24 protein-coding genes are annotated in these 22,171 nt (G+C 60.7%); 11 read left to right on the forward strand and 13 right to left on the reverse strand.

Going from position 1 to position 22,171, the window contains the following annotated elements; translation table 11 throughout:
• The first annotated feature begins 51 nt into the window (after window positions 1-51).
• The 5 genes from sciP to ACW9UO_RS01205 all read left to right on the forward strand — a co-directional run bounded on the left by sciP (window position 52) and on the right by ACW9UO_RS01205 (window position 5,640).
• On the forward strand, window positions 52-330 hold the full coding sequence (sciP, locus tag ACW9UO_RS01185; RefSeq protein WP_457087204.1) for a CtrA inhibitor SciP: 279 nt from the start codon (window positions 52-54) through the stop codon (window positions 328-330).
• 95 nt (window positions 331-425) lie between these two features.
• A complete protein-coding gene (gene ctrA / locus ACW9UO_RS01190) occupies window positions 426-1,145 on the forward strand; it encodes a response regulator transcription factor CtrA (RefSeq protein WP_457087205.1) in 720 nt (239 codons plus the stop codon).
• A 66-nt stretch (window positions 1,146-1,211) separates the two neighbouring features.
• Window positions 1,212-3,329 carry an NAD-dependent DNA ligase LigA gene (ligA, locus tag ACW9UO_RS01195; RefSeq protein ID WP_457087206.1) on the forward strand — a complete coding sequence of 706 codons (2,118 nt, stop codon included), beginning with the start codon at window positions 1,212-1,214 and terminating at the stop codon, window positions 3,327-3,329.
• Entirely contained in the window at window positions 3,326-5,416 is a 2,091-nt protein-coding gene (gene recG / locus ACW9UO_RS01200; RefSeq protein WP_457087207.1) for an ATP-dependent DNA helicase RecG, read from the forward strand. The genes ligA and recG overlap by 4 nt, the downstream gene beginning before the upstream one ends.
• A 101-nt stretch (window positions 5,417-5,517) precedes the next feature.
• Window positions 5,518-5,640 (forward strand): hypothetical protein, encoded by a 123-nt coding sequence (locus ACW9UO_RS01205; protein WP_457087208.1) that lies wholly within the window; start codon window positions 5,518-5,520, stop codon window positions 5,638-5,640.
• Between the two features lie 174 nt (window positions 5,641-5,814).
• Here ACW9UO_RS01205 and ACW9UO_RS01210 read toward each other — a convergent pair whose 3' ends face one another.
• Window positions 5,815-6,291, reverse strand: coding sequence for an iron-sulfur cluster assembly scaffold protein (locus ACW9UO_RS01210; RefSeq protein WP_457087209.1), 477 nt, complete (start codon window positions 6,289-6,291; stop codon window positions 5,815-5,817).
• Between the two features lie 40 nt (window positions 6,292-6,331).
• On the opposite strand from ACW9UO_RS01210, the gene hisI reads away from it, so the two are divergent.
• On the forward strand, window positions 6,332-6,691 hold the full coding sequence (gene hisI / locus ACW9UO_RS01215; protein ID WP_457087210.1) for a phosphoribosyl-AMP cyclohydrolase: 360 nt from the start codon (window positions 6,332-6,334) through the stop codon (window positions 6,689-6,691).
• A gap of 72 nt (window positions 6,692-6,763) precedes the next feature.
• Here the strand turns inward: hisI and gluQRS are convergent, their stop codons facing one another.
• From gluQRS to ACW9UO_RS01230, 3 genes are read right to left on the reverse strand one after another with little or no spacing between them, the layout of a single operon-like run.
• Window positions 6,764-7,609 carry a tRNA glutamyl-Q(34) synthetase GluQRS gene (gene gluQRS, locus ACW9UO_RS01220; RefSeq protein ID WP_457088581.1) on the reverse strand — a complete coding sequence of 282 codons (846 nt, stop codon included), beginning with the start codon at window positions 7,607-7,609 and terminating at the stop codon, window positions 6,764-6,766.
• Between the two features lie 8 nt (window positions 7,610-7,617).
• A complete protein-coding gene (trmFO, locus tag ACW9UO_RS01225; protein WP_457087211.1) occupies window positions 7,618-8,970 on the reverse strand; it encodes a methylenetetrahydrofolate--tRNA-(uracil(54)-C(5))-methyltransferase (FADH(2)-oxidizing) TrmFO in 1,353 nt (450 codons plus the stop codon).
• 42 nt (window positions 8,971-9,012) lie between these two features.
• Window positions 9,013-9,798 carry an enoyl-CoA hydratase gene (locus ACW9UO_RS01230; RefSeq protein WP_457087212.1) on the reverse strand — a complete coding sequence of 262 codons (786 nt, stop codon included), beginning with the start codon at window positions 9,796-9,798 and terminating at the stop codon, window positions 9,013-9,015.
• Between the two features lie 83 nt (window positions 9,799-9,881).
• Here ACW9UO_RS01230 and ACW9UO_RS01235 point away from each other — a divergent pair, with 83 nt between their 5' ends.
• Window positions 9,882-10,277, forward strand: a complete 396-nt coding sequence (locus ACW9UO_RS01235; protein ID WP_457087213.1) for a PaaI family thioesterase — start codon at window positions 9,882-9,884, stop codon at window positions 10,275-10,277.
• Between the two features lie 86 nt (window positions 10,278-10,363).
• Here ACW9UO_RS01235 and ACW9UO_RS01240 read toward each other — a convergent pair whose 3' ends face one another.
• The gene (locus ACW9UO_RS01240) at window positions 10,364-10,594 is read right to left on the reverse strand and encodes a DUF1127 domain-containing protein (protein ID WP_457087214.1); all 231 of its coding nucleotides are present in this window, start codon (window positions 10,592-10,594) and stop codon (window positions 10,364-10,366) included.
• A gap of 96 nt (window positions 10,595-10,690) precedes the next feature.
• Between ACW9UO_RS01240 and ACW9UO_RS01245 the strand changes: the two genes are divergently transcribed.
• From ACW9UO_RS01245 to ACW9UO_RS01260, 4 genes are all read left to right on the forward strand, one after another.
• Window positions 10,691-12,088: an aminotransferase-like domain-containing protein gene (locus tag ACW9UO_RS01245; protein WP_457087215.1), complete on the forward strand. Its 1,398-nt coding sequence runs from the start codon at window positions 10,691-10,693 to the stop codon at window positions 12,086-12,088.
• Window positions 12,089-12,246: 158 nt separating this feature from the next.
• Window positions 12,247-12,711, forward strand: coding sequence for a 50S ribosomal protein L13 (gene rplM / locus ACW9UO_RS01250; RefSeq protein ID WP_457087216.1), 465 nt, complete (start codon window positions 12,247-12,249; stop codon window positions 12,709-12,711).
• A complete protein-coding gene (rpsI, locus tag ACW9UO_RS01255) occupies window positions 12,711-13,199 on the forward strand; it encodes a 30S ribosomal protein S9 (protein ID WP_457087217.1) in 489 nt (162 codons plus the stop codon). Before rplM ends, rpsI begins: the two co-directional genes overlap by 1 nt.
• 115 nt (window positions 13,200-13,314) lie before the next feature.
• Entirely contained in the window at window positions 13,315-14,361 is a 1,047-nt protein-coding gene (locus tag ACW9UO_RS01260) for a glycosyltransferase family 2 protein (RefSeq protein ID WP_457087218.1), read from the forward strand.
• On the opposite strand, the gene ACW9UO_RS01265 is transcribed toward ACW9UO_RS01260, so the two are convergent.
• The 8 genes from ACW9UO_RS01265 to ACW9UO_RS01300 all read right to left on the reverse strand — a co-directional run bounded on the left by ACW9UO_RS01265 (window position 14,346) and on the right by ACW9UO_RS01300 (window position 22,078).
• A complete protein-coding gene (locus ACW9UO_RS01265) occupies window positions 14,346-15,200 on the reverse strand; it encodes a hypothetical protein (RefSeq protein ID WP_457087219.1) in 855 nt (284 codons plus the stop codon). The genes ACW9UO_RS01260 and ACW9UO_RS01265 overlap by 16 nt on opposite strands.
• Before the next feature lie 9 nt (window positions 15,201-15,209).
• Entirely contained in the window at window positions 15,210-15,827 is a 618-nt protein-coding gene (locus tag ACW9UO_RS01270) for a TetR/AcrR family transcriptional regulator (RefSeq protein WP_457088582.1), read from the reverse strand.
• Window positions 15,820-16,704, reverse strand: a complete 885-nt coding sequence (gene ppk2, locus ACW9UO_RS01275; RefSeq protein ID WP_457087220.1) for a polyphosphate kinase 2 — start codon at window positions 16,702-16,704, stop codon at window positions 15,820-15,822. The genes ACW9UO_RS01270 and ppk2 overlap by 8 nt, the downstream gene beginning before the upstream one ends.
• A 258-nt stretch (window positions 16,705-16,962) precedes the next feature.
• The gene (locus tag ACW9UO_RS01280; protein ID WP_457087221.1) at window positions 16,963-17,919 is read right to left on the reverse strand and encodes an alpha/beta fold hydrolase; all 957 of its coding nucleotides are present in this window, start codon (window positions 17,917-17,919) and stop codon (window positions 16,963-16,965) included.
• 1 nt (window position 17,920) lies between these two features.
• The gene (gene metA, locus ACW9UO_RS01285) at window positions 17,921-18,859 is read right to left on the reverse strand and encodes a homoserine O-acetyltransferase MetA (protein WP_457087222.1); all 939 of its coding nucleotides are present in this window, start codon (window positions 18,857-18,859) and stop codon (window positions 17,921-17,923) included.
• Between the two features lie 81 nt (window positions 18,860-18,940).
• A complete protein-coding gene (locus ACW9UO_RS01290) occupies window positions 18,941-19,807 on the reverse strand; it encodes an ATPase (protein ID WP_457087223.1) in 867 nt (288 codons plus the stop codon).
• Between the two features lie 112 nt (window positions 19,808-19,919).
• Window positions 19,920-21,086: an OmpP1/FadL family transporter gene (locus ACW9UO_RS01295; RefSeq protein WP_457087224.1), complete on the reverse strand. Its 1,167-nt coding sequence runs from the start codon at window positions 21,084-21,086 to the stop codon at window positions 19,920-19,922.
• A gap of 98 nt (window positions 21,087-21,184) precedes the next feature.
• Window positions 21,185-22,078, reverse strand: a complete 894-nt coding sequence (locus ACW9UO_RS01300) for a DMT family transporter (RefSeq protein WP_457087225.1) — start codon at window positions 22,076-22,078, stop codon at window positions 21,185-21,187.
• Between the last annotated feature and the right edge of the window lie 93 nt (window positions 22,079-22,171).

Genomic DNA, 22,171 nt, shown 5'->3' on the forward strand with positions numbered 1-22,171 from the left:
GAGGTTAAGGTACTGCCGCCATCCTTGTCTTAACAGAAGGGCAAGGATGTGATGTTTTTGAAAAAAGTTGAAGGACCACGGGCGATAACGCTCCCCGATGGTGAAGTCATGACGCGGGCCGATCTTCCGCCGGCCCAGACCCGAAGGTGGGTGGCCTCTCGCAAGGCCGCCGTGGTGCGTGGGGTGGTTTACGGGCTTATCACCCAGGAAGAGGCGCAGAAAAAGTATTCAATTTCAGCGGATGAGTTCCGCGAATGGGTCACCGCAGTATCCCAGTTTGGCGAAGAAGCGTTAAAAGCGACAACCTTGCAAAGATATAGACAACCATGAGTTGTGTTCCGGTTTTTCCCCTGCTACGGTAACGGTCGGTTAACCTTTGTTGTTCAGGTTAAGCGGGTAACGGGACTGTCGATGGAGACGAATAGATGCGTGTTTTACTAGTTGAGGACGACCCGACGACGGCAAAAAGCATTGAATTGATGCTGACCCATGCCAACCTGAATGTCTACTGTACAGATTTGGGCGAAGAGGGCATCGACCTGGCCAAGCTCTATGATTACGATCTGATCCTGCTGGATCTTGGATTGCCGGACATGAATGGCCACGAGGTACTGCGCCAGTTGCGTATGGCGCGCGTGGAAACCCCGATCCTGATCTTGTCTGGGTCGGATGACACCGAAAACAAGCTTAAGGGTTTCGGATTTGGTGCGGATGATTATCTGACCAAACCGTTTCACCGCGAAGAGCTTGTCGCGCGCATTCACGCCATCATTCGCCGGTCGAAAGGCCATTCCCAATCTATCATCCGAACCGGCCAAATCTCGGTCGATCTGGATGCCAAGACTGTGGAAGTGGGCGGACGTGCCGTGCATCTGACTGGCAAAGAATACCAGATGCTTGAACTGCTTAGCCTGCGGAAAGGAACAACCCTGACAAAAGAAATGTTCCTGAACCATCTTTATGGCGGAATGGATGAACCGGAATTGAAAATCATTGACGTGTTCATTTGTAAACTACGCAAAAAACTGAGTACGGCCACGGGCGGCGAAAACTATATCGAAACGGTCTGGGGCCGCGGCTATGTCCTGCGCGATCCGGAACCGGTCGAACTTGATGATGGCAGCCGTCTGGCCATCGGCGCCTGATCGCAAACCGTCTGGACCCTTCGCTGCCACCGCCCTATCACATGGGAAGTTAGGCGAGGGGTCCCGATGACGCAGGATATCGACGTTTCCAAATTGACTGAAGAACAGGCGCGCTCCGAGCTGGCTGAGTTGGCTGAGGCGCTTGGTGCGGCCAACGCAGCCTATCACGGCGAAGATGCGCCGGAGATTTCGGACGCCGCGTACGACAGTCTCAAACGTCGAAACGCCGAGATCGAATCGCAGTTCCCAAACCTCAAACGCAGCGACAGCCCTTCCGATCAAATCGGTGCCGCCCCCGCCGAGGGGTTCTCGAAAGTGGTGCACGAGGTTCGGATGATGAGCCTCGGGAATGCATTCGATGACGGTGATGTTCTGGATTTTGACGCTGGCGTGCGGCGCTATCTCAACCTGCCAGCCGACGCGCCGCTCGCCTATACGGCGGAGCCCAAAATTGATGGATTGTCGCTGTCACTACGTTACGAGAAGGGCAAGCTTGTCTCTGCCGCGACACGAGGCGACGGAGAAACCGGCGAAAACGTAACGGCCAATGCGCGTACAATCGCTTCAATCCCACAGTCTCTCGACGGTGCCCCCGAGCTTCTCGAAGTGCGCGGTGAGGTCTATATGCGCCATGCGGATTTTGAATCCTTGAACACGCGTCAGGCGCAACGTGGCGGCAAAACCTTTGCAAATCCCCGCAATGCCGCCGCCGGCTCTCTGCGCCAACTGGATTCGGAGATCACCCGGGATCGCCCGCTCGCCTTCTTCGCCTACAGCTGGGGTGCCTTGAGCGCCCCCCTGGCCGACACGCAATCAGACGCGATCAAGCGGCTGGCACAATTGGGTTTCGAGACCAATGATCTCACCCGGCGCTGTGAAACACCTGCGGAGATGATCGCGCATTATCGCGACATCGAAACCCGCCGCGCCACTTTGGGCTATGACATCGACGGCGTGGTCTACAAGATTGACCGCCTCGATCTTCAGGCGCGGCTTGGATTTCGCTCGACGACGCCGCGCTGGGCCATTGCCCATAAATTCCCCGCCGAACTGGCATGGACCCGGCTCGAAGCAATTGACATACAGGTCGGCCGAACCGGCGCGCTTAGCCCGGTGGCGCGATTAACTCCTGTCACGGTTGGGGGCGTCGTGGTTTCAAATGCCACGCTGCACAACGAGGATTATATCCTTGGCCGCGACAGTCGCGGCGAAACCATCCGCGACGGTAAGGATATCCGGATCGGTGATTGGGTGCAGGTCTATCGCGCCGGCGATGTGATTCCGAAGGTGGCCGATGTCGATCTGTCCAAACGGCCCGAGGGCACGGAACCCTATGCTTTTCCCACAACCTGCCCGGAATGCGGCTCTGAGGCGGTGCGCGAAGAGGGCGATGCGGCGCGCCGCTGCACCGGCGGTCTGATCTGCCCGGCGCAACAAATCGAAAAGTTGAAACATTTTGTGGGCCGCTCCGCCTTCGATATCGAAGGGCTGGGCGCGAAACAGGCCGAGCAATTCTATCGCGATGGCTGGATTGCCGAACCTGCCGATATCTTCACGCTAAAAGAGCGCTACGGCTCGGGCATGCAACAACTGAAAAACCGCGAGGGCTGGGGCGAGAAATCGGCGCAGAAACTGTTTGATGCCATCGACGAGCGGCGGCGCATTCCGCTGGGCCGGGTGATCTTTGGCCTTGGTATCCGGCACGTCGGTGAGCAGGCCTCCAACATTCTGGCCACGCATTACGGCAGTTGGTCCGCCTTTGATGCGGCGATGTCAGAGGCGCAGCCAATGGACGGCCCGGCCTGGGAGGAATTGCTTGGGGTCGACGGCGTCGGCCAGATCATGGCGGCGTCGCTGGTTGCGGCTTTCGGGCAAGAGGCCGAACGCGCGGCGATCACGCGGCTGATAGATCAACTCAACGTTCAGGATGCCGCCAAACCCAAGGTCGACGGCAGCCCAGTGGCGGGCAAAACCGTGGTCTTTACCGGTTCGCTGGAAAAAATGACCCGCGCCGAGGCCAAAGCCCGCGCCGAGGCGCTTGGGGCCAAAGTGTCCGGCTCGGTTTCTAAGAAAACCGATTTGGTGATCGCGGGGCCGGGGGCTGGGTCCAAGGGCAAGAAAGCCGTGGAACTGGGGATCGAGACCATCGATGAAGACACCTGGCTGGCTTTGATCGGGGTATGAGCACGCGGCCTGAAACGTTGTTTCCGCTGTTCGCGGGCTTGGAAACCTTGCCCGGCGTCGGCCCCAAGATCGCCAAGTCGCTCGCCGGACTGGCGATCGAGGCCCCACGCGATATGCTTTTTACCTTGCCGCATTCCGGAATCGACCGACGCAAACGCGATACGGTGCAGGGGGCAGATTTGCCCGGAGTTGTGACCGTCGAGGTTGAAGTTGGCCGCCATATGCCGCCGCGAAGCCGCTCCGGGGCCTACCGGATCAATGTTCAGGACGCCCAGACCTCGTTTCAATTGGTGTTTTTCCATGCGCGCGGCGATTATCTGAGTAAAATTTTACCCAGTGGCCAGCGGCGGGTGGTGTCGGGCAAGGTCGAATTGTTCGACGGAATCGCCAACATGGTGCACCCCGATCATATTCTGCCGGTGGCCGAGGCGGGCGAAATCCCTGATTTCGAACCGATTTACCCGCTGACGTCCGGCGTAACCCAGAAGGCGATGCACAAGGCGGCGCAGGGTGCGTTGACACGTGCGCCTGATCTGGCGGAATGGATCGAACCATCTCTCTTTGCGCGGGAGGGCTGGCCTAATTGGCAGGCGGCCCTGGCTGCGGCACATAATCCTGAGGATGCCCGCGCGCTCTCACCGACAGATCCGTCGCGGGTGCGTCTTGCCTATGATGAGTTGCTGGCCCATCAATTGACGCTGGCCCTTGCGCGGCAAAACCGACGGAAAACCGCAGGACGGGTCAGTCAGGGCACGGGGCAGTTTCAATCCAAGGTATTGAAATCCCTTCCATACACGCCGACTGCGGCGCAAAGCCGGGCGATTTCAGAGATTGCCGCGGATATGGCGCGCGACCAGCGGATGAACCGGCTGTTGCAGGGCGATGTCGGCTCGGGCAAGACGCTGGTGGCCTTCATGGCGCTGCTGATTGCGGTCGAAGCCGGCGGGCAGGGCGTCATGATGGCCCCGACCGAAATCCTTGCGCGTCAGCATCTTGAAGGGTTGCAGCCTCTGGCGGCAAGCGCGGGGCTTGTGCTTGAATTGTTGACTGGGCGCGACAAGGGCGCTGAGCGGGCGGCGAAACTGGCGGCGCTGCAGCGCGGCGATATACAGGTTTTGGTCGGCACCCATGCGGTGTTTCAAGATGATGTGGAATTCTGCGATCTGCGGCTGGCGATTGTGGACGAACAGCACCGATTTGGCGTGCGTCAGCGGCTGGCGCTTGGGGCCAAGGGCGTTGCGGCAGATGTGCTGGTCATGACGGCGACGCCGATTCCGCGCAGCCTCGCCCTCGCGCAATACGGCGATATGGATGTCTCGATCCTTGATGAAAAACCGCCCGGACGCAAACCGATCACCACCGCATTGGTGTCAACTGACCGGCTTGACGAGGTTGTGGGCCGAATTCGCGCGGCTGCCGAGGAGGGGCGTCAGGCATATTGGGTCTGTCCTCTGGTCGAGGAAAGCGAAGTGTCCGATCTGATTGCGGCCGAGGAACGGTTCAAGCGTCTGCGTGCCGCCTTGGGCGAGGGCAAAGTCGGACTGGTGCACGGCCAGATGCCGCCCGCCGACAAGGATGCCGCGATGCGCCGGTTTCAGTCTGGCGAAACCTTGGTTCTGGTGGCCACCACGGTGATCGAGGTGGGGGTTAACGTGCCCAATGCCACGATCATGGTGATCGAGCGGGCCGAGACCTTTGGTCTCGCGCAGTTGCACCAGCTGCGCGGTCGTGTCGGGCGGGGGGATCAGGCCTCAACCTGCTTGCTGATGTATCAACCGCCTCTGGGCGAAGGCGGCCGTAAGCGGCTGGAGACATTGCGCAATACCGAAGACGGCTTTGTCATTGCCGAGACCGATCTGGAAATGCGCGGTGCTGGCGATGTGATTGGCACGGCGCAATCCGGGCTGCCGAGGTTCCGCGTGGCAGACCTCGAATCTCAGACCGGATTGATGGAAACGGCCCAGACCGACGCCCGTGCCCTTTTGCACACCGACCCGAAGCTGGAATCGGCGCGGGGCCGTGCGGCGCGTGTTCTACTTTGGTTGATGCGGCAGGATGAGGCCATCCGTTTGATATCAGTGGGTTAGCACCTCTCGTTTCGATTTGTTCCTCGATGTTCTCAGAAAGTTCTTTACAGAACGTTTCCAATATGAGAACAAATAGGCAACACGAAACGGGAGACGCCACTATGAAGTACACGCTGACCAAGACCTGCCGCCGCGCCGATCTGAGCTTTGTTCAGGATGCTTTCGGGGCCGTTTCCCTTGTGATTATGCTGGTGGGGTCGCTGCATCTGCCCGCGTTGTTCTAGACATTCTTCTGCCTGCACTCGCGTCCCGCGCGCCTGTCCCCATTCGCGCGACCTGCCTCATCCCATCCCCATGGGACTTCGGGGTCTGCCTCATCGCCCCCACTCGTGACGCGAGAGCTTTACTGGCCGCCTTCTTCGGAAGGCGGCCATTTTTTTACCAAAAAATGTGTAATATCAGGCCGATACGGCCGTCGCCTGCCGTGCGGCTTCGGCGGTGGCCTCGACTGCCAGCAGAATCGAGGCATGGCGGTTCTTATAGTCGCGCGCGGGCAAAAGCACCTCGTACCCCTCGAACGGGGCTGACGGCACTGGCCCGTCTTCTTTCAGCATCCGGCGCAATTCATCACCGGCGCGGTCAAGTTCGTCCGGGCTGCGCCCGATCACTACCGACCCCAGAACCGAGGCTGCAGATTGGCCAAGCGCACAGGCTTTGACGTCCTGCCCGAAGGCGGCGACCTTGCCGTTTTCCATGGTGACATCAACCGTGACGGTCGAACCGCAGAGCGGCGAGCGCTTCTTGACGGTGGCATCGGGTGCGGCCAGCCGGTCGGTCAGCGGAATATCCGCTGCCAGCGCCAGAATACGGGCAGAATAGAGCTTGATCAGGTCGGTTTCCGGCATCTCGGCTTTCTCTTTTGTCTTGGGTTTCATAAATAGGCACGACACGCTCCCATGCAAAAGGTTTTTCTCTATGTCCTTCGATCCTGCGACCTTGGTCTATAACGATGCGGGCCTGATTCCGGCCATCGCACAGGATGCCACGAGCGGCGAAGTGCTGATGATGGCGTGGATGAACGCCGAGGCGGTGGCACGGACATTGGCGTCGGGCAAAGTGACCTATTGGTCGCGGTCACGGCAGAGTTTCTGGGTCAAGGGCGAGAGTTCGGGCCATGTACAGGGCTTGGTGAGCTTCCGCGTGGATTGCGACCGGGATTGTCTGGTTGTCACCGTGAACCAATCGGGCCCGGCCTGTCACACCAATCGGCGCAGTTGCTTTTACACCGAGGTGCGCGATGGGGTGGAAGTGGAGTTGATGCAGCCGGAAGGTTAGGGGGCTTTGCCCCCGCCCGCCCCAAGAGGCGGTCTCCCCCAAGGTATTTTTGAACAGAAGAAGCGCAGGCCGTCAGAGGCCGACCATTGTGCGGATGTCGTGTGCCGAGTGGCCCTCGGTGCGGTAGAGCGCGATGGCGCGGGCGTCGTCGCGTTTGGCGAGGCGTTTGCCGTGTTCGTCGCGGATGAGCTTGTGGTGATGATAGATCGGCGTTGGGTGGCCAATGAGTTTTTGCAAGACGGTATGGATGTAGGTGGCGTCGAAGAGATCCGCGCCGCGGATCACATGGGTGATGGCCTGATCAGCGTCATCGATCACGATGGACAGGTGGTAAGACGCGGCCATGTCGCGGCGGCTTAGGACCACATCGCCAACGGTTTCGATCATGGTTTCGGCGGTAACGGGGCGGTGGCCTGGGTTTTCGCCCTCTTCAATAAAGATAGCCCTATCAATTTGTTGCATGGCCATCTTCATGTCGAGCCTTAACACCTGATCCTCTGGCAGTGGGCCGGTGCGCGGGTGAGTGCGACAGGTTCCGGGATAGATAATCCCGTCGGGTCCGAGCAGCGGCGCGCCTTCTTGTGGGGCGTTGGCGGCGGCTTGGATGTCGCGCCGGGAGCAGCTGCAAGGATAGAGCAAGCCGCGCGCCCAGAGCGCCTTTAGCGCGTGGCGGTAGCGCGCGGTGCGGGCGGATTGATGCCAGACCGGCGCGGGCCAATCGATGCCCAGCCAGCGCAGATCGTCATAGATTTGCGCCTCCCATTCCGGGCGCGCGCGGCTTTGATCGATGTCGTCGATGCGCAGGTGGAGCACGCCGCCCTGCGCCCGCGCCATGTCATGCGCCAGCAGCGCAGAGTAGGCGTGGCCCAGATGCAGCGGGCCGGTGGGCGACGGGGCGAAGCGGGTGCGAAACACCAGGGCGCGGCCTAGGCAGCGTCGGCTTTTGTGCCCAGCCAATCAGTCCAGGCGTCTTTGGCGCGGTCGGTGTAGGCCTTGTAGCGGTCTTTGCGGCCGCGGCGTCCGCCTTTGAGGCCATCGACCGGGCGGAACAGGCCGAAATTGACGTTCATCGGTTGGAAGGTTTTGGCATCCGCGCCGCCGGTGATGTGGTGGATCAATGCGCCCATCGCGCTGTCGTGCGGCACCTCGGGCAGCGGCTGGCCGAGGATGTCAGCGGCAGCAAGACGCCCGGCCAAAAGGCCCATCGCAGCGCTTTCGACATAGCCTTCGACGCCGGTGATCTGGCCAGCAAAGCGGATGTTGGGGCGCGATTTCAGCCGCATCTGCGAATCCAGAAGCGTTGGCGAGTTGAGGAAGGTGTTGCGGTGAATGCCGCCGAGGCGGGCAAAGCTCGCCTCCTCAAGGCCGGGGATCATGCGGAGCACTTCGGTCTGCGCGCCGTATTTCATCTTGGTCTGGAAGCCAACGATATTATACAGCGTTCCCAGCGCGTTATCGCGGCGCAATTGCACGACGGCATAAGCTTTGACGTCGGGCTGGTGCGGATTGGTCAGGCCGACAGGCTTCATCGGACCAAAGCGCAGCGTCTCGCGGCCACGTTCGGCCATCACCTCGATCGGCAGGCAACCGTCGAAATATCCGGCGGTTTCGCCCTCGTGAAACTCGGTCTTGTCGGCGGCCAGAAGCGCGTCAATAAACGCCTCATACTGCGCCTTGTCCATCGGACAATTGAGATAGGCTTTCTGCTCTTCCTCGGTCTCGCCCTTGTCATAGCGCGACTGCATCCAGGCCTTCGACATGTCGATCGACTCGGCATAAACAATCGGCGCAATCGCATCGAAAAACGCCAGCGCGTCGGCACCGGTTTCCGCCCGGATCGCTTCGCCCAAGGCCGACGACGTCAGCGGCCCGGTGGCGATGATCCAATGGCCATCGGTGGGCAGTTCGGTGATCTCGTCATAGTCCACACGCACATTCGGCAGGGCCATCAGCGCCGCTGTCACCGATTCCGCAAAGGGATCGCGGTCAACTGCCAGTGCGCCGCCTGCGGGCAGGCGATGTTTGTCGGCGGTGGCCATGATCAACCCATCCGCGGCGCGCATTTCCCAATGCAGCAGGCCGACGGCGTTCTGTTCATCGTCGTCCGAACGGAACGAGTTGGAACACACCATCTCGGCCAGATTGCCGGTGCGGTGCGCAAAGGTTTCGACCTTGGGCCGCATCTCGTGGATCACCACGTTGATGCCCAGTTTTGCGGCCTGCCAAGCCGCTTCGGATCCGGCCATTCCGCCGCCGACGATGTGCAATTCTTGTGTCATGCGCGCTCACATACGCCCTTTTGGGCGCATGTCAAAGGGGCGCTATTGCTGCCAGTCGGGGGTCCGCTTGTCGAGGAAGGCGCTGATGCCTTCGGTGGTGTCACGGTCGAGCATGTTTTCCACCATGACCTGCCCGGTATAGGCATAGGCCGCGTCGAGTCCCATCTCGGCCTGCGCGTAAAACGCCTCTTTGCCGATGCGCACCGCAGAGCCCAGTTTCTCGGCCACCCGCGCCGCCAAAGCCGCGCTTTCGGCGGCAAGGCTTTGCGCGGGCACCACACGGTTGATCAGGCCCAGCGTTTCGGCCTCGTCTGCTTCGATAAACTGCCCGGTGGACAGCATTTCAAACGCCTTCTTGCGCGGGATATTGCGCGACAGGGCCACCATCGGCGTCGAACAGAACAGTCCGATGTTCACCCCGTTGACGCCAAAGCGCGTGCCCTCGGCGGCAACCGCCATGTCGCAACTGGCGACCATCTGGCAGCCGGCCGCGGTGGCGATGCCGTGGACCTGCGCGATCACGGGTTGGGGCAGGCGGGTCAGCCCGGTCATCACCTGCGCGCAACGGCCAAACAGATCGGCGAAATAGGCACGCCCGCCATCGCTGGCTTGCCGCCCCGCAGTCATTTGTTTGAGGTCGTGACCGGCGCAGAACGCCTTGCCAGTGCCCGAAATCACCACGGCGCGAATCGTATGGTCCTCGCGCAGCGCGTCAATCTGGGCCTGAAACGCCGCCAGCATCTCGTCGCTAAGCGCATTGAGCCGCTCGGGCGCGTTCATTTTCAGGTGGGCCACCGCCCCGGTGTCGTAACGTTCCAAAATCGCCATCTTGCCCTCCCAAGCCTTGCGCGGCAGCGTAGCGGGGCGCAAGGCATGAGGGAAGAATGACAATTGTAATTAACGCTCAGGAAATGACGGATTTTTTGTCCGAGGTGTTTCCGCAGGTTGAGGGCATGTTCGCCATCGACAGCCTCGACGAAGAGTTTCTGGTGATGCGGCTTCTGGCGTCCGAGCAGCATTTGCGCCCCGGTGGCACCGTGTCTGGCCCGGCGATGTTCGCGCTGGCGGATGTCGGGGCCTATGTGGCCACAATGGCGCGGATCGGGCGCGAGGCGCTGGCGGTGACAACGAATTGTTCGATTGATTTCATGCGCAAACCCGCCGCCGGGGCGGATGTAATCGGTAAGTTTCGACTGCTAAAGATGGGCCGCGCGCTGAGCGTGGTGGACTGTTTGCTATATTCCGAAGGCCAAGAGACCCCGGTGGCCCGCGCCAGTCTGACCTATTCGATCCCGCCGGCGCGTTAACGACGCGTATGAAAAAAGGCCCGAGGGCAAGCCCCGGGCCAGGGAAGAGGTCTGACAGGGTCAGGGATCAACCAGCGCGGACGCGCTTACCCTTGCCAGAACGAGCGGGCGGCCTCTGTGTTGGCCGCGTCGCGCGTTACGCCGATGTCACGCAACAGGTGATCATCGAGATGTTTGAGATGGGTTCGGGTGCGCCCACGTGCCTCCCATTTGGCAATCATCACAACAACCTTGAGCGCGACAGCCGCAAACGGCGTCATTGGGCGGCTATTGAAATAGCCGAGGCCCTGCGCGGGGGAGGTGTGATCGTGTGCCATGAGAGTACCCTTTCCAAATTGTATTGACACAATGCGGCGAGCCGCTGTACAATTTTGATACAATGTGGCGCGCTATGGGTCTATGGAATTATTGTGATGGATACAATTTCGATTGGTGATATATCGGGCTTTGACGGGCCGAAATACCGCGCCGTGGCCGAAGCAATCCGCGCCGCCGTTGCCCGAGGCGAAATGGCTGTGGGGCAAAAGCTTCCGCCGGTGCGGGAACTGGCCTGGACCTTGCAGATCACCCCCGGCACCGTCGCGCGCGCCTATACGCTGTTGACCGACGAGGGGCTTTTGCAGGCCGAGGTCGGGCGGGGGACCTTTGTTGCCGATGCGCAGTCGGGCGGATCTGAAACGCCGCCGTTGCTGATCCAATATCCGATGCAAAACGCCGATACCGTGCCGATGCTCAGCCCGTGCCTGCCAGATGTCGGCCAGGTGGATGCCATCCGCCGCGCTATGCGCAGGGCAGCGGAACGCAACACCGCCGACCTGCTTGATTACCCGTCCAACAAACCCTACGAACCGGCGCGCAAGGCCGCCGCGCGGTGGCTCAACACCCATTTGCCAAGCCCGGTGCGCAGCGATGAGGTGGTGCTAACCCATGGGGGGCAGAACGGAATTTGCCTTGTCATGCAATGCGTTCTGCGGGGCAGGCGGCCTGTGGTCTTGGTCGAGGAGCTGTCGTATCCCGGCTTCCGCCGCGCCGCTGAAATCCTGCGGGCCGAGGTTGTGCCGGTGCCAATCGACGAACACGGTCTGATCCCCGAAGAGCTGGATCGCCTTGCGCGCACCCACTCGGCGCAACTGCTCTGTACCTCGCCTGATGTGCAAAGCCCGACGTTGGTGCACACGCCGTTGAAGCGCCGCCGCGAGATTGCCGCCGTGGCCGAAGCGCGCGGTTTCGATATCCTCGAGGACGGATGTTATCGCCGTAGCGGAACGCCGCTGCCGAACTATCGCATGATCCTGCCGGGGCAGAGCTGGTACGTTGCGTCGATCTCGAAATCGCTGACGCCGGCCTTGCGGATTGGCGTCGCGCTGGCGTCGGACAATGGTGTGGCGGCGCTGCGCCGGGTGGCGGAATACGGGTTCTTTGGCCTCTCGCGTCCCTTGGCCGATCTGACCGAATTGCTGTTGGGCGACCCGGCGGTGGATGTTTTGGCGCAGAAGGTGAGCGATACAATTGCCCGGTATGTGCGTGCCGCGGTGAACGCGCTCGGCACGCATGACCTCTCTTGGCACGAAAGCGTTCCGTTTGTGTGGTTGCGCCTGCCCGAGGGTTGGCGGGCGGCGGCGTTCTGTCAGGCCGCTGAGGCCGAGGGCCTGCAAATCCGCAGCGCCGAAGGCTTTGCCCTGCGCGAAGCCCGCGTGCCCCATGCCGTGCGCATCGCAATCAATGCACAGGTCAAGCTTGAGACGTTCGAGGATGCGATGCAGCGCTTGCGCCGATTACTGGACGATCCGCCGGAAAACATTGGCGTTTAGTGGGGTAAATTGATACCTATTTTGCAACCATATGATTTTGCAGGTAAAATTCGGATAAGCGTGCCTTGACTGTGCAACTGCACCCTTTATAACCCGGCCATCGAATTTGGTGGCGCGTGGTTTATGCGCCCAATCTCCAAACCCAAGGGTAACCTGACATGAAAACCTTTTCTGCGACCCCGGCAGATATCGAAAAGAAATGGATCGTGATCGACGCTGAAGGCGTTGTTCTCGGCCGTCTCGCTTCGATCATCGCCACGCGTCTGCGCGGCAAGCACAAGCCTTCCTTCACGCCCCACATGGATTGTGGTGACAACGTGATCGTCGTCAACGCGGACAAGATCCAGCTGACCGGCAAGAAGCGCGAAGAGCACCACTACTGGCACACCGGCCACCCGGGCGGCATTAAATCCCGCACCAAACAGCAGATCCTCGAGGGTGCACACCCCGAGCGCGTTGTGACCCTCGCGGTCAAGCGTATGCTGCCGGGCAACCGTCTGGCGCGCGTTCAGATGACCAACCTGCGCGTCTATGCCGGCACCGAGCATCCCCACGAGGCGCAAAGCCCCGAAGTGCTCGACGTCAAGATCATGAACTCGAAAAACACCCGGGTGGCGAAATAATGGCTGAGCAAGTGAATTCCCTCGAAGACCTGAACGCCGTCACTGCCGGAGTTGAGGCTGTTGCCGAGGTTGAAACCCCGCGCGAGCCTGTTCGTGACGAACTGGGCCGTGCCTATGCCACCGGCAAACGTAAGGATGCGGTTGCCCGCGTCTGGATCAAACCCGGTTCGGGTAAAGTTTCGGTTAACGGCCGCGAGCTGAACGTCTATTTCGCACGTCCCGTGCTTCAGATGATTCTGCGCCAAGCGTTCTCGGTTGCCGGTGTTGAAGGTCAGTTTGACGTGCAAGCCACTGTCAAAGGCGGCGGTCTTTCCGGTCAGGCCGGTGCGGTCAAGCACGGCATTTCCAAAGCGCTGCAGCTGTACGATCCCTCGCTGCGTGCCCCTCTGAAAGCCGCAGGCTTCCTGACACGCGACAGCCGCGTTGTGGAACGTAAGAAATACGGTAAGCGCAAGGCGCGCCGGAGCTTCCAGTTCTCGAAGCGTTAATCGTTTCGCATATCGAATGGAAAGGCCGCCTCGCAAGGGCGGCCTTTTTGCTGCGCGGTGCGTCGAACGCGCAGAGGGGCTTGACGTGGGCCGCACGAAAGCTGATCCCTCGGGCATGAAAACCTATAGCATCCAAGACGCAGGACAATTGGCTCAGGTGGCAAGTGGCACGGTAGACCCGGCCAAGCTGACGCTATTCTCGACGATGAAAAACGAGATGGGCTTTTTGCGCGCGTTTCTGGCGCACTACAGGTCGATCGGCTTTGAGCAATTTCTGATCTTTGACGATGCCTCGGACGACGGCACATTCGAACATCTGGCGGCCCAACCCGACTGCGTGGTGATGCACTCAACCTTCGGGTTTGGCGACGAAATCCTGTACCGCGATCCCGACGGCGAGACCCGCAAGGAACGCGCAGGCACCTACTTCAAGATCGCTCTGCCGCATCTGTTCTTCGATGGCGCCTATGTGGCCTATGTCGACGCCGACGAATTCCTGTTTCTCCCGCCGGGTGTCACCTCTATCGCCGAGGTTATCGCGCACCTGACGCGCGAAGGCGCGCCGTCGGCGATTGCGACAGTGGTGGAATTCTTCCCAAAAGACGTGGCCGGGCTGCGGGGCGAGATGCCGCAAAGCTTTGACGGATTGCTGAAGGCGTACCCCTATTTTCAGTCCGAACCCTTGGTGAACCTGATTGCAGGGCATCAGCCGGAGCTTACTGGAAAATCAAAAACATCACGTCTTTTCAAAGACTTTGAAGTTGAACCTAAGGTGGTGCGCAAGGGGCTGCACAGGCTCTACATGCCATCCAAAGCCCGCAAGGCGCAGCAGTTCCAGAAGTCGCCCCGCCACAAAACGCCTTTGGTTCTGCGTGATGCAAAAAGCCGCCTGACCGGATCGCATTACGCCAATCTCGCCCCGAGTTCCGACGTGCTCCTGACGGTTGCGCACTTCGTGTTTACCGTGCAGTTCAGCCAGAAAATCGAGAGGGCGCAGGCCTGGGGGGCGCATGCCAATGCCGCGTCGAAGTACCGCTATTACGCCGAGTTGCTAGAGCGGATGCAGGCGCGGGACGGCAGCTTTCTGGACGAGAACTCTGTGGAATTTCAGAACGTTCAGCAGTTCATCGATTGCGGATTGATGGCCTATCCCAAGACATAGCGCGCCGACGGCCAGACCTCGGCAATCTGTGGCAGCCGCTTGGCCACCGCCTCATACACCGGGGCGTAGTGGCGGGCGATTTCGGCGGTCAGATCCTCGGGCACGCCCGATCCTTTGGCCCGCGCATTCACCTTTTTCGCACCGGCGTCCGGCTCTACTGGCACATCGGCAAAGGCCGCCAATTGGGCAATACCGTCCGCCGTGAACACTTCCTCAAACAGGCAAATATGTCTGTCCTCGGGCGCGAACACCGTCTCCATCGCCTCTAATGTCATGTCGTACCGTGTGCGCGCTGCGGCCTCGGCACCGGCGTAAAACGCCCGCAGAGCGGCGTCATTGTCCGTCGCCTTGGCCACGCGTCCGCGCTCCATTTCCATACGCAAATGTGAGCGTATCCGATCCACCGGATCGCGCATCGAAAAGATTGTTTTCGTCGTGATATCAAGCTCCTCAAAGCCAGCCTTAATCTTCTGCAAGAGCGGCGCGGGCAGGGCGGCATAGCTGGGGGTGATGTCGCCGGTCATGGTGGTGCCGGGTTGGCTCAGCAGCGAGTCGAAGTAATCGAAGTACCACTCCCGGTTCTGCTGCAAGCGCCACCGCAGATGGGCAGCGGGTTCCGACAGTCCGGCCTTGCGCTTGGCCTCGGCGCGGATCCTCTGCCAGGTCGAAGGATCGGGCACGCGGTAGCGGGCAAACACCGACCCGAGATCGCTCTCCCAGATCTGATACTCGCCCAGCCGCCCGAAATTCGCGCCGGTCTGGCGGTTCAGGTAAGCTTGGATCCAGCTTGATCCGCATTTCTGACCACCAAGGCCCAGGAAGAAAGTTTTGCCGCTCATAGTCATGCCTTACGCGTCTGGCGGGATCAGGCCAAGCCCCCGCAGGTAGATCCCGATGCCGGCCTCAAGCAATTCTTCCGGTGGATAGGGGCTGCGCGAGCCCGGTGCGCCGCGCGCAAACAGCTCGACAACCCCGTGGCTCATCGCCCAGATATGCGCCGAAAACATCGCGGCGGGTGGGCGTTTCGCCTCGGGGATATGCTGCGACAGCCCCGCCGCCGCCTGCTCCAACACGCCGCGCGCCTTGGCCGAGGCTTCGGCGAGATCGGCCGTTTTGTTGACCGAAACGCCGCTTTCAAACATCGCGATGTAGTGGCCGGGATACTTGCGCGCAAAGGCAAGATAGGCCCGCCCCGTCGCCTCAAACGCCGACAGCGCCGAAGGTTTGCCGCCGTCATAGGCGAATTCGATCACGTCGGCGAAAATCTCATAGCCCTGAAGCGCGGCCTCGGCGATCAAATCTTCGCGCCCCTCAAAGTGGCGATAGACCGCCGCCGGCGTCACCCCCGCCTGTTTGGCTGCCTCTGACAGCGTGAACCCGGTCGGCCCACGCTCTTCGATCAGCCGCAGGGCGGCATCGATCAGCGCCTGACGCAGATTTCCGTGGTGATAGCCGCGTTTAGGCATCACGGGCCTGTGCCGTCCAAAGGTCCGGTCCGCCTGCGATCAATGGGTCGATCTGGCCCAAAGCGGCAACATCCTTATTGGCATAATCGATCTGGCACAGCACAGCCCGGATGGCATTCAATCGCGCACGGCGTTTGTCATCGGTGCGCACGATGGTCCAGGGGGCGGCGTCGGTGTGCGTCCGCTCCAGCGTCTCGGCGATGGCGTCGGTATAGGCGTCCCAACGCTTCAGCCCTTCAACATCGATCCAGCTGAGCTTCCAATGCTTAAGCGGGTCCCCTTCGCGCTGCAAAAACCGGCGCAGCTGCTCGCCGCGACTGACGTTCAGCCACAGCTTGATCAGGGTAATCCCCTCATCCGCCAGCATATTTTCAAAGTCGGGGGCCTGACGGAAAAACCGTTCGCGTTGATCATCGGTGCAGAAATCAAACACCTTTTCCACCACCGCGCGATTGTACCAGCTGCGGTCGAAAAACGCGATCTCGCCGCCCGAGGGCAGGTGATCCACGTAGCGCTGGAAATACCACTGGGTGGCTTCCTTTTCCGTCGGTTTCGAAAGCGCCACCACGCGCGCCACCCGTGGGTTCATATTCTCGCGGAACCGTTTGATCGTACCGCCTTTGCCCGCCGCATCCCGGCCCTCAAACACCACGGCGATGCGCGCACCGCTGTCCTTGACCCAAGTCTGAAACTTGACCAATTCGATCTGCAGCGCGGCCATATCCTTTTCATACGCCTTGCGCGGCATGCGTTCGGAATAGGGATAGCCCTCTGACAGCATCTCACCCTTTTCGGCACGGCGTAGCGCATCGCGGATGGATTTGGGGGCTTCGGTCTCGAAATAGGTGCTGATGGCACCGTCAAAAGGTTTCGCCATAGGGCCTCGCATATTTTTATTGAAATATGGCGGTTTACGCCGCCGGGTTCAATGTTAATGGTCTTCACGACCGGCTTTAGACCCCAGTTCACGTTGCGGCATCACCGCCCGATCCAAAGAACACGCGACCGTCGAACACCCCAAACCCACTTAGGTCTTCTTCTGTTTGAAAATACCTCGGGGGTGAGGCCAAAGGCCGAGGGGGCTGGCCCCCTTTCTCCCATCACACCAAACGCCACCGCACCAAAGCCAAACCCGCTACAGCCCGGCACGCGCGGCCGCGCGGTGCACCGCGTCGATAACCTCCTGCGGCGCAGCGTGATGCGGCATATGGCCGATCCCCGGCATCCGAACAAGGTTGGCCCCCGGCAATTGCCGGCTTAGTAGCTCGGAGTGCACCGTAAGCGGCACGATGGTATCGTCTTCGCCATGCAGGATTTCGGCGGGCATCGTCAGGCTGTGATAGTCTTCAGACATGGCGACCACTTGCGGCCTAAGCGTGATGATCTGACGGGCGTTGGCACGCAGGCTCTCGCGGCGCAGGGTCAGCCCGGCTCCGATATCGCGGCCATAGCGCAGCGGCGCGACCTGCGGCGTAAAGATCGCCTTGAGCGCGTTTTCCACCCGCGACGGCGGCGCAAAGGCGGTGATCAGTGGCACCAACAAGGTACTGCCCAGCCAGGACGAATTGACGTGATACAGCCAATCGAGGCCGCCGGGCCAGGGATTGGACACCGCGCCCAACAGCACCAGCGCCGAGGTCTCCTCGGGGCGCTCCAGCGCCCAAGCCAGCGCAACCGCACCGCCGTACGAATGGCCCAGCACCACCGGCGCAGTCACGCCAAGCTTGTCGGCAGCGCGTTGCAACAATCGGGCCTGCTCACGCGGGCTTTCGTCGTGGGTCTGAAGCCGCTCGGTCCATCCCAGACCGGGGCGATCAAAGGCAATGACGCGGAAATCGCGCGACAGCGGTTCGATCAGACCAAAGGTAAAATCGCGCAGGTTGCCCGACGCGCCGTGTAACAGCACCAGATCCGGCCCTGCGCCGGTGACAAGCGCGTGCACCGTGGTGCCGTCAACCTCGATCAACTCCCCAAGCGGGCGGTACTGCGCCTCGGCCTGTGCTTCTTTGAAATCCGCACGCCGGTCGATCAGGAATGCGCCACCGGCCAGAACTGCAACAGACAGTAGGGCAAGGGGCAGACCTGCGATCATCTCAGCCCCGCAGGTCGGTCGATTTCTGGCCGATCTCGTCCATGTCGAACGGGGTCGTCAGGTACAATTCGCTGATCCAGTTGCCGTACAAAAGATGCGCGTGACTGCGCCAGCGGTTCTGCGGCTTTTTCGCGGGATCATCGCCGGGGTAGTAGTTCATCGGCACGTTGATTGGCGTGCCATTGGCCACGTCGCGGTCGTATTCTTCTTTGAGCGTGCCACTGTCATACTCGAAATGGTTGAAAATATAGAGCGCGCGGTGCGCCCGATCCTCAACCAGACAGGGGCCGGAATCAGCACTGCCCAGCAGCGTTTTCAGCCCCGGCGCGGCGTCGATCTCGGGTTGTTTCATCTCGGTCCAGCGGCTGACCGGGATCACGCAATCATCTGAAAAGCCGCGCAGATACGGCGAGGCCGGGTCAAGATTGCTGTGGCGGAAACAGCCAAAGGCCTTGGCATCCAGCATGTGTTTCTGCACGCCGTGGAAATGGTTGATCATCGCCATCCCGCCCCAGCACACGCCAAAGGTGGAATGCACGTTGGTCTGGGTCCAGTCCATGATTTCGCAGAGCTCATCCCAATAGGTCACGTCTTCGAACGGCAGATGTTCGATCGGCGCGCCGGTGATGATCAGCCCGTCAAATTTCTCGTGCTGGACCTCGCGAAACGAGCGATAAAAGCTGTCCATGTGCTCGGCCGAGGTGGTCTTGGTCTCATGCTCGCTCATCCGGATCAGCGACAGCTCGATCTGAAGCGGCGAGGCGCCGATCAGCCGGGCGAACTGGGTCTCGGTGGCGATCTTCTTGGGCATCAGGTTCAGCAAACCGATACGCAGCGGGCGGATGTCTTGATGCTCGGCCTGCGCCTCCGACATGACCATGACACCCTCGCGCGACAGCACGTCAAAGGCAGGCAGGTCGTTGGGGAGCTTGATCGGCATCAGATGTTCCTTTTTATCGAGCCAGAGAGATAGGGCAGAGCGCACGGCGGCACAAGGCGCAGGCCAGACGTCAGCCAGAGATCAATCGGCTTTGGCGTCGATGGCGCGGGCAATAACGTCTGTGAAATCGGCCTCGTCCCGCACGCTGGCGATATCGTCGGCGGTGACGGTCACGCCCCAATTGCGCGCCATCGCGGCATACAGCGGCTGGCGGTGGGCCAGCGCGCGGCCATAGGTCCAGCGGATAAAATCATCGGGATCGACAGCGGCCTCGTCACAGCCCTTTTCCGCCAGATACTCCTCCCAGCAGCGCGCCAGAAACGCGGGTTGATAGGCCATCGGCTTGGGCGCGCGGTTAAAGCGGCGGATCAGCTCTTGGGTATGCGCCTCGGACCCTTCGATCCAGATCATCAGCGCGCGCGACGACAGCTCGCTCATCACCGGATCGGCGCGGTCTTCGGGATCGACCCATTCGCAGATCGACCCGCCGGTGTCACAGATGAAATGCGGATAGCCGTAAAGCGCCTGACCCCGGTCAATGAAATAGCCGGTGTCGCGCAGCGCGCTGATCTCGGCCTGACGGAACTGATCTTGCCGCCGGGTGTATTCTGCCATCGGCAGGCCGCCAAGATCGGGGTTGCCGGGTTTGCCCAGATAGGCCGACACCGGCGTCAGATTGTGGAACGAGATGTTCGAGCCGATATAGATCGAATCCGACATCAAGAGATCGCGCAGAAACGGCACCTGCATCGCATGTGCCTTGGCATTGTCGGCGATGTATTCGCCCATGTACCGGGTGCCAATGCGGTAATCGATGGAATAATGAAACCAGGCACCATTGTCGCGCAGGGTGTTGGAAACATGCGTTTTTCCAAGGCCGGACATGCCAAAGAACAGCACGCGTTTTTGCGGCGCGGCGCGCCAGTCGTCAGCAGAAGAATACAGCATGGCGCAAGATCCTGATTAGTCCCTGCCTCGCCTAGCATGATCTCCGAGTACGAAAAAGCCCCGCCGCGCCAAGGCGCAGACGGGGCGTTTCCGTGAGGGATGTCGTGCTGGTTTAGAAGGCAAAGCCAAGTGTCAGGCCAAAGCCGGTGGCGGTGTTGTCGCTGAACTTGGTCGGGGTGCCGGATTCGGCATCGCCAAGCCAGGCATGCTCAACGCCGGCCGTGATCTTGGCTCGGCCCATCGTGTAGCTGCCGCCAAGGCCGACGGAGGTATAGCCGTCAGTGGGCGAAAGCCGCGATGCTTCGCCGCCCTTCTTGGATTCGTGGCCGACGCGGGCAAAGACCGAAAACTGGTCCGACAGCTGACGCCCGATACCAAGTTGATAGGTGAAAGTGTCGTTGTCAAAGCCGGTGATTTCCGACCCGGTTTCGGATTCGTAAGCGCCGGGCGAGACTGACCATTTCGACCATTCGGTCCATTTGATCGAGCCAAACACCAGCGTTTTGGGCGCAACGCCGGATTGGAAATCCAAAGTAAGCGATTGCGGCATGATGATCGGCGTGTCGGTGGTGGTGGCGATGGGGGTCATCGTCGGGACGCCGCCGGGAAAGCTCAGCTGCGTATAGCTTTCGTCAGCTCTAAACTCATGCTCGATCTGAGAGCGGTAGGTCATCGCCACGCGCGCGGCATATTCCGGGATCTGGAACGCCGCACCCAGGACAAACCCGAGATCGGTCTCACGCGAACTCGATGCGGCATAGTCGCTCACGATGCTGCCGGGCAGGGGCCCTGCGCGGCCGTCCGGATCCGAGGCGCCATTTGCCAGCGGGAGCGGGATGTTGATGTCTGCCGATGAGGTGAGCAACGACGGACCACCATAAACCGACACTTGGTCGGTCACGTCATATTTGACCAGCAAATCAACTGCGGTGCTGCGCCACTCGGCAGTCAGCCCTTCATAGAGACCCGCGCCATACGAGGCGTCCGCCGCATACGGCTGCGACAGCACAATCGCGAAATCAAGCCGGTCCGCGAGGGCCATCTTGAGGCCAAAGCCGATATGCTGCGTGGCGTTCGCCATGCTGCCGGTGCTCCCGCCACCGACAAACCCGGGATAGTCGCCATCAACGCTCGGCGTGGTCTGCGAAAAGGAGAACTGCACATAGTTGCCCTCCTCAAACAGGATCGAGTCGGCGGGGCGGGCACGTTCGATGCCTCCAGCCTGAGCGATACCTGCAACGAAACATGCCGCGGAGGCGGCACTTGCTACATACTTCATTTGAATTTCCCTGTCTCTTCCCTGCTAAAACGCTAGGGCCTAGGGGTCTTTTCGGTCAATCGCTGACCCGGCGTCACACTTGGGGTTGTGCCGCTACGTTACATTTTCGTGACATCAACCTGGCGTATCGATCTCAGGTTGTGGGCCGCGGTGTGGATATTCAGGTAATTCCCGCCAAAGATTATCGCCGCGCCAAGCAGCACAAACAGGTCGAGCGGTTCTTGATAAAGCAGCATTCCGACAATCGCGATCACCGGCAGGCGGGCGAAATCAATTGGCATGACCACAGAGGCCGAGGCCAGTTTCAGCGCCGTTGTTAGACAGAAATGCGCCACCAGTCCGGCGCAGGCGATCAGCACCACCCAAGGCAGGATATCCAAGCTGGGAACCGTGATGTCGCCATCGTATCCAGCGCAGATCAGTCCGAAAAACGCTTGCATCACAGTCAGGTAGAACAGGATGCAGGTGATTGTCTCCGTGCGGGTCAAGAGCCGGGTAAACACCGCCGAGCCAGCAAAGCCAATCGCCGCCAAAGCCGCCGTAAGCTGGCCGAACTCCAACGTTTCGGGGTTAGGGCGGGTGACCACAAGGATGCCGACAAAGCCGATGACAGCGGCCAGCACCCGCACCTTGGTCAGCCGTTCGCCAAGGATCAGCGGCGACAGCACAATGACCCAAAGCGGCGAGGTGAACTCCAGCGCAAAGACCTGCGCCAGCGGGATTGCGGTGATCGAATAGAACCACAGGTTCTGGCCGGTGAAATGGCTGAGGTTGCGAATAAAATGCACGCCAAGGTTGCGTCTTGACACCTGTTTCAAGGTGCCCGCCGCGCCGGCCACGACCACCACAATGACCACGCCAATCAGGCTTCTGAACAGCATGATTTCAAAGGTATCGAGGTCAAGGCTCACCGCGCGGCCCGCGATGGCCATCGCAGTGAACGACACGATTGCGCCGATCATCCAAAGCGCGGCCCGGATGGTATCGCTCATGATGTCACCGGGCTGTCGGCGGCAGTCGAAGAGGGGCGTGAGGTATGCAACATGGCGCGACAGGACCATAAGATAGGGCAATTGAAAAGAGCC

It is taken from the genome of Marinovum sedimenti (assembly GCF_054052205.1).